6 protein-coding genes are annotated in these 6,559 nt (G+C 77.4%); 1 reads left to right on the top strand and 5 read right to left on the bottom strand.

Features of this window, described 5'->3' with window-relative positions:
* From AB6N23_RS16610 to AB6N23_RS16600, 3 genes are all read right to left on the bottom strand, one after another.
* A partial coding sequence (locus AB6N23_RS16610) for a DNA polymerase III subunit gamma and tau (protein WP_412867098.1) occupies nt 1-1,236 on the bottom strand: 1,236 nt, incomplete at its 3' end.
* A gap of 46 nt (nt 1,237-1,282) precedes the next feature.
* A complete protein-coding gene (locus AB6N23_RS16605) occupies nt 1,283-1,474 on the bottom strand; it encodes a hypothetical protein (RefSeq protein ID WP_412867097.1) in 192 nt (63 codons plus the stop codon).
* Nucleotides 1,475-1,583: 109 nt separating this feature from the next.
* The gene (locus AB6N23_RS16600) at nt 1,584-2,855 is read right to left on the bottom strand and encodes an MFS transporter (protein ID WP_412867096.1); all 1,272 of its coding nucleotides are present in this window, start codon (nt 2,853-2,855) and stop codon (nt 1,584-1,586) included.
* An 83-nt stretch (nt 2,856-2,938) separates the two neighbouring features.
* Here AB6N23_RS16600 and pdxR point away from each other — a divergent pair, with 83 nt between their 5' ends.
* The gene (gene pdxR, locus AB6N23_RS16595) at nt 2,939-4,345 is read left to right on the top strand and encodes a MocR-like pyridoxine biosynthesis transcription factor PdxR (RefSeq protein ID WP_412867095.1); all 1,407 of its coding nucleotides are present in this window, start codon (nt 2,939-2,941) and stop codon (nt 4,343-4,345) included.
* Nucleotides 4,346-4,400: 55 nt separating this feature from the next.
* Here the strand turns inward: pdxR and AB6N23_RS16590 are convergent, their stop codons facing one another.
* Together AB6N23_RS16590 and AB6N23_RS16585 are read right to left on the bottom strand one after the other, a co-directional pair.
* Entirely contained in the window at nt 4,401-5,756 is a 1,356-nt protein-coding gene (locus AB6N23_RS16590; RefSeq protein ID WP_412867094.1) for an ABC transporter permease family protein, read from the bottom strand.
* Nucleotides 5,753-6,559 (bottom strand): ABC transporter ATP-binding protein (locus AB6N23_RS16585; RefSeq protein WP_412867093.1); only part of this gene is annotated, 807 nt, incomplete at its 5' end. The genes AB6N23_RS16590 and AB6N23_RS16585, both read right to left, overlap by 4 nt.

Raw genomic sequence — 6,559 nt, 5'->3', positions numbered from 1 at the left:
GTCGAACGTCGCGGTGGACGCCCCGACGCGCGCGGGCACGACCGCCGGCACGTCCGGCACGGCGGCGGGCGCACCCGCCGGCAGCCCGCGCTCCAGGCGGTCGATGCGCGCCCCGAGCCCGGTGCGGGAGTCGTCGGCCGCGGGCAGCAGCAGGCGCGCCATGAGCAGCTCGAGGTGCAGCCGCGGCGACGTCGCGCCGACCATCTCGGTGAGCGCCGCGTTCGCGAGGTCCGCGGACCGCGACAGCTCGGACATGCCCAGGTGCGTGGCCTGCGCGCGCATCCGTTCCATCTGGTCGGCCGGCAGGTCGCGCAGCACGGCGCCGGCGGCCTCGCCCGACGCCGCGATGACGATGAGGTCGCGCAGCCGCTCGAGCAGGTCCTCGACGAAGCGGCGCGGCTCGTGGCCGGTCGCGATCACGCGCTCGACCACCCGGAACGCGGACGCGCCGTCGCGCGCCGCGACCGCGTCGACAAGGTCGTCCAGCAGCGAGCCGTGGGTGTACCCGAGCAGGGCGACCGCACCCTCGTAGTCGATGCCCTGCTCGCCGGCGCCGGCCACGAGCTGGTCGAGCACGGACAGGGTGTCGCGGACCGACCCGGCACCCGCGCGCACGACCAGCGACAGCACCCCGGCGCCGACCGGCACGCCCTCGGTGGCGCACAGCCGCTCCAGGTACGGCACGAGGACGTCCGGCGGCACCAGCCGGAACGGGTAGTGGTGCGTGCGCGAGCGGATGGTGCCGATGACCTTGTCGGGCTCGGTCGTCGCGAACACGAACTTCACGTGCGGCGGCGGCTCCTCGACGATCTTCAGCAGCGCGTTGAAGCCCTGCGGCGAGACCATGTGCGCCTCGTCGAGGATGAACACCTTGTACCGGTCGCGCGCGGGGGCGAACGTCGCGCGCTCGCGCAGCTCACGGGCGTCGTCGACGCCGCCGTGGCTGGCCGCGTCGATCTCCACGACGTCGAGGCTGCCGGGGCCGCCGCGCGCGAGCTCGACGCACGACGGGCAGACGCCGCACGGGGTGTCGGTGGGGCCCTCCGCGCAGTTCAGGCAGCGCGCCAGGATGCGCGCGCTCGTCGTCTTGCCGCAGCCGCGCGGGCCGGAGAAGAGGTACGCGTGGTTGCTCTGGCCGGAGCGCAGGGCCTGACGCAGGGGCGCCGTGACGTGGTCCTGCCCGATGACCTCCGCGAAGGACTCGGGCCGGTAGCGCCGGTACAGGGCTGTCGTCACGGGAGGACCCTACGTGCCGCCACCCACACGGGGACAAGCGCCGACGTCACGGGTGTGGACGACGACGCCGGCGCGACCGGCGGCCGGTGCGGACCACCGGTCGGGAGGCGTCAGCGGGTCCGGTGGCGCGCGTGGAGCAGCCCGCCTCGTCCTCCGCCGGTCCGGCGCCGAGCCCTCCCTCCGTCGCCGTGGCGTACCCGTCGAGCGAGGTGCGGAACGAGTAGATGCGCGTGGCCACGGGTGCTCTCCTCCGGCACGGGCGTCGGTCCCGGTGCGGTGGGTGGTCGGGCGGGCGGTCGGGCGGGTGGTCGGGCCGGGTGTGCGCGGGGTCGGGCCTGCGTGGGGTCTCAGCGGACGTCGCGGCGAGGGGACCGGCCGGGGTCCTGCGGGCCGTGCGGCGCGTGCGGGACCGACGGCGTCGTGCGGGTCGGTCCGGCCGGGAGCTCCGCCCGCGCCGCCGTACCCGGTCCGTCGGTGCGGGCGCCGAGCCGCAGCCGCGTCCCGGCGAGCACGGCCGCGAGCGCCGCCCCGGCCGCCGCGAGCAGGAAGCCGGCGGCCGCGCCGGCTTCCTCGACGAGCACCCCGGCCAGCGCGGCGCCGACCGCGCTGCCGACCGCCGTGGCCGTCGCCGACCACGCGAAGGCCTCGGTCCGGCTGCCGGTGGGCGCGATCCGGTCGACCATGCCGTAGGCGGTGCCGAGGACGGGCGCGATCATCGAGCCCGCGACGGTGATCAGCACACCGAGCGCCAGCCAGTGCCCACCGGCCGCGGCCGGCGCCGCGTGCCCCGCCGCGAGGGCCGCGAGCAGGAGCGCGAGCCCGCGGCCGGTCTGCGCCCCGCCCGTGGCGGACCGGGCGGTCGCGACGCCGCCGCAGAGGGACCCGAGCCCCCACAGCCCGAGCAGCGGTCCTGCGGCGCCACCTGCTCCGAGCGACGCGCTCATGGCCGTGACGGCGACCTCGGTGGCCCCGAAGACGACGCCCACCCCGACGAGCACGAGGACCAGGACGCGAAGGTCGACCGGGCCGAGGGCGCTTGGCCGCGCGGTGACGACCGGCGCGGGTCGCCACCGCCGGGAGGCCGCGCAGGAGGCGAAACCCGCCACCGCCGCCGTGAGGACGACCGCCGCCGCGACGAGTGCGCTGCCCGTGCCGTACCGGCCGGCCACGGCGAACGTCACGACCGGGCCCGCGACCCACGTGATCTCGGTGATCGCGGCGTCCAGGGCGTACGCACGGCGCCGCGCCGACGGCGTGCGCACCAGGTCGGGGACCAGGGCTCGCAGGCACGGGCCCACGGGAGGTGCGCAGAGGCCCACCAGCACCGACCCCACGAGGAGCCGTCCCGTCGGAGCGCCGCGGCCGGCGAGGGCCAGCATGACCAGCCCGAGTGCGCAGCCGCCAGTGCTGATCGCGAGCACGAGCGTCTGTCCGTGACGATCCACGAGACGGCCGGCCAGGGGTCCGCCCACGGCCTGGCCGACGCCGAGGACGGCCGTGCAGGCCCCGGCGACGGCGTACGAGCCCGTCACGTGGGCGACGTGCACGAGCACCGCGACGCTGAACATGCCGTGGGGCAGGCGGGCTGTCACCGACAGAGCGAGGAGGCGGCGGTTCACGGCTCCACCCTCGTCCGCGGGTGGGCTCGTCGGGAGATCCACATCGAGCCCGGAAGACGTGACCAGTTGGGTACCGTGGACGGGTGGCGGAGGCCGGTGTGCCCCTGGAGGTCCTGGTCGCGGTGTCCCGGAGCGCGCCCGGGACGCTCGCCCGCCAGGTCGAGACCCAGCTGCGGGACGCGATCCGCGCGGGAGCCCTGCGCCCCGGCACCCGGCTCCCGTCGACCCGCGGCCTGGCGGAGCAGCTCGGCGTCTCCCGCCGGGTCACCGTCGAGGCCTACGCCCAGCTCGGGGCCGAGGGGTACGTCGAGCTCAGGCAGGGGGCGGCGCCCCGGGTCGCGGCCACGAATCCGGCAGGCGCCGACCCGTCCCCCGTCACCGCAGCGGCCCCCGAGCCCGCGGCACGCTACGACTTTCGGCCGTCGCGCCCGGACGTCACGACGTTCCCGCGCGCGGCGTGGGGGCGCTGCCTGCGCGACGCGACACGGACGATCCGCACCGCCGACCTGCTGTACGGCGACCCGTGCGGCGTCGCGGAGTTCCGGTCGGCCGTCGCGGACTACCTCGGACGCGTGCGGGGGACGGTCGCGACCCCCCAGCGCGTCGTCGGCACGGGCGGCTACCTGCAGGGCCTCGGGCTCGTGTGCCACGCGATGGCCGCACGGGGAGCACGCACCATCGCCCTGGAGGACCCGTGCAGCTCGGAGGAGCCGCGGATCGCGGCGCGCGCCGGGCTCGAGGTGCTGCGGCTGCCCGTGGACGCCGAGGGCGCCCGCACCGACCTGCTGCCGACCCTGGCCCCCGACGTGGTCGTCCTCACCCCCGCCCACCAGCACCCGCTCGGGGTCGTCCTGTCGCCCGGACGCCGCCGGGTGCTCGCGCAGTGGCTCGCCGACTCCGCCGCGGTCCTGGTCGAGGACGACTACGACGCGGAGTACCGGTACGACCGCCCCGCCGTCGGCGCCGTCCAGGGCATCTCCCCCGAGCGGGTCGTCTACGCCGGCACGCTGAGCAAGGTGCTCGCCCCGGGCCTGCGGCTCGGCTGGCTGGTGGTGCCCGGCTGGCTCCTGGACGACGTCCGCACCCAGAAGCAGCTGGCCGACCAGGGCTCGCCCCGCATCGAGCAGCTGGCGTTCGCCCGGTTCCTCGAGGACGGGCACCTCGACCGGCACCTGCGGGCGATGCGGACGCTCTACCGCCGTCGCCGCGACGCCGTGGTGGCCGCCCTCGCCGCCGAGGTCCCCGAGGCCGTCGTCGGCGGGATCGCCGCCGGTCTGCACGTCACCGCCGCCCTGCCCTCCCACCACGACGAACGTGCGATCCAGGCCGCCGCCCGGGCACGGGGCGTCGCGCTCGCGGTCCTCGGCGACTACGCACCGCGGGCGCCGTTCCCCCCGACGCTCGTCCTCGGCTACTCCCGGCTCGCCGACCGCGCCGCCACCCGGGGCGTCGCCGAGATCGCGGCAGCGATCCGGACGAGCCGCCGGTGAGGACACCGCCGCGCGCGCCCCTCCGCGCGCGCGGCGGCACCCCGCCCGCCCGGGCTCAGTCCGCGCGCACCACCGTGTCCGCCAGCACCCGCCGCAGCAGCGGCCGCGCGGACTCCGTCGCGGCGAGCACGAGCGCGCACCCCACCGCCAGGCTGCCGAGCAGGAGCAGCAGCCCCTGCGGCGCCGTGACCGCCGCGTACCCGAACAGCGGGAAGAACATGACGAGCGCGGCCAGCGCCGACCCCGCCGAGACGTACACGACCGGCACCAGCACCTCCCGCCGGCGCACCTGGTCGAACAGCTCGCCGGGCACCCCCGCGAGGGTCGCGAGCGCGTACTCGCGCCGCCGGTCGAGCACCTGCGCGGCCTGCGCGATGCCCGCCGACGCGGCGGCGAGCAGGAACGCGATGGCCAGCGTGAGCAGAGCGCCGGTGAGGACGTCGCCCATCTGCATCACCATCTCGGGGTCGTCCCCGGCGCCCGCCGTGAGCACCGGCACGACGGCGAGGCACCCCGCGACGTACGACGCGAGCCCCAGGCCCCCGACGACGCGCCACACCGCCCGCGGGTCGTCGAGCAGGCGCCGGGCGGCGAGCAGCTGCGCCGGCGTGCGGGCGCGCCTCAGCTGGATGCGGCCGATCCGCCCGACGAGCCACGGCCCCACCGCGTTCATCGTCGCGAACGCCACCAGCAGGCCGCCCATGAGGAACGCGACGAGCGCCGCCCCGAGCGCGCCGCCCAGCGCGGACAGCACCATGAACGCGCCCAGCCCGACGAGCGCCACGAGCAGCCGGACGACGCGCATGCCCGGCCGCTGCACGCGCTGCGCCACGCCCAGCGGCGACACGACGACCCGCCGCAGCGACACCATGCCGCTCACCGCGGCGACGACCGGCACCGCGAGCCACGTCAGCAGGAGCACGGGCACCCCGACCCACAGCTCGCCGACCGTGAACGGCTCCCCCTGGAACGGGACGCGCGACCACACGAGCAGCAGCACCCCGTACAGCGCGGAGCCCGCGACGGCCCCGGCCAGCCCCTGCAGCGCGGTCTCGACGACCGTGAGGCCGACGACCTCGCGCGGCGTCGCGCCGAGCAGCCGCAGGCTCGCGAGGCGGGCGTCGCGCCGGGAGACGCCCAGGCGCGCGGCGGCGCCGGCGAGCGTGACCACCGGCACGAGCAGCAGGATCGCGGCCGTCGTGGCGAGCGTGACGTAGAACGACCCGTACTCGCGCTGGTAGGCGTCGGCGGGGTGCGCGGCACGGTCCACGAAGCCGAGCAGGCCGCCGAGGACGCTCAGCGCCAGGGCCGTCGCGACGCCGAACGCGGTGACCGCGAGCGCCGTCGTCGTGCGCCCGTCGTGCCCGCTCGCGCGCTGCAGCCGCGGCGCCAGCGCCAGGACCGGGTTCATCGCGGCACCGCCCCGGCACGGACGGCCTCGAGCTCGCCCTCGCGCGGGCCGACGCCCGCACCGGTCGTCGTGCCGGCCGGCACCACGAGCCCGTCGAGCATGTCGATGCGCGCGTCGCACCACGCGGCCACCTGGGCGTCGTGCGTGACGACGACGAGGGACGCCCCGACCGCCCGCGTGCTCTCCACCAGCACCCGCATGACGTCGTGGCCGGTGCTCTGGTCGAGGGAGCCGGTGGGCTCGTCGGCGAAGACGACGTCGGGCCGGGTGATCAGCGCCCGCGCGACCGCGACCCGCTGCGCCTGCCCGCCGGACAGCTCGCCGGGGCGGCGCCCCTCCGTGCCGGCCAGGCCGAGCGCGCCGAGCCACTGCTGCGCAGCCGTCTCCGCCTCGACGCGCGACGCGCCCGTGAGCATCGCCGGCAGCGCCACGTTCTCGAGCGCCGACAGCTCCGACAGCAGCTGGCCGAACTGGAAGACGAACCCGTACTGGCTGCGGCGCAGCAGCGAGCGCTCCTTCTCGGACAGGCCCTGGACCTCCCGGCCGCGCAGCGCCACGACGCCCGCGTCCGGCTGGTGGATGCCCGCCAGGCAGTGCAGCAGCGTCGACTTGCCGGAGCCCGACGGCCCCATCACCGCCAGCGACCCGCCGTCCGGGATCGCGACGTCGACGCCCGCGAGGGCGGTCGTCGCACCGAAGCGCTTGACGAGGCCCCGGGCGGCGAGGCGCGGGACCTCGCCGGACCAGGCGGACGTGGTGGGCGCGGCGGCCGGGCGGGTGGTCGGCGGCGCGGCGGCGAGGGG

The organism is Cellulomonas pasadenensis, assembly GCF_047229365.1.
In the GTDB taxonomy this organism is placed as follows: Bacteria; Actinomycetota; Actinomycetes; order Actinomycetales; family Cellulomonadaceae; genus Cellulomonas.
This window is presented reverse-complemented; position numbering and strand designations above follow the sequence as displayed.

Bases quoted from the DNA above. Each gene is read 5' to 3' on its own strand.
- AB6N23_RS16590 (WP_412867094.1), bottom strand. From the start codon at position 5,756: ATGAACCCGGTCCTGGCGCTGGCGCCGCGGCTGCAGCGCGCGAGCGGG.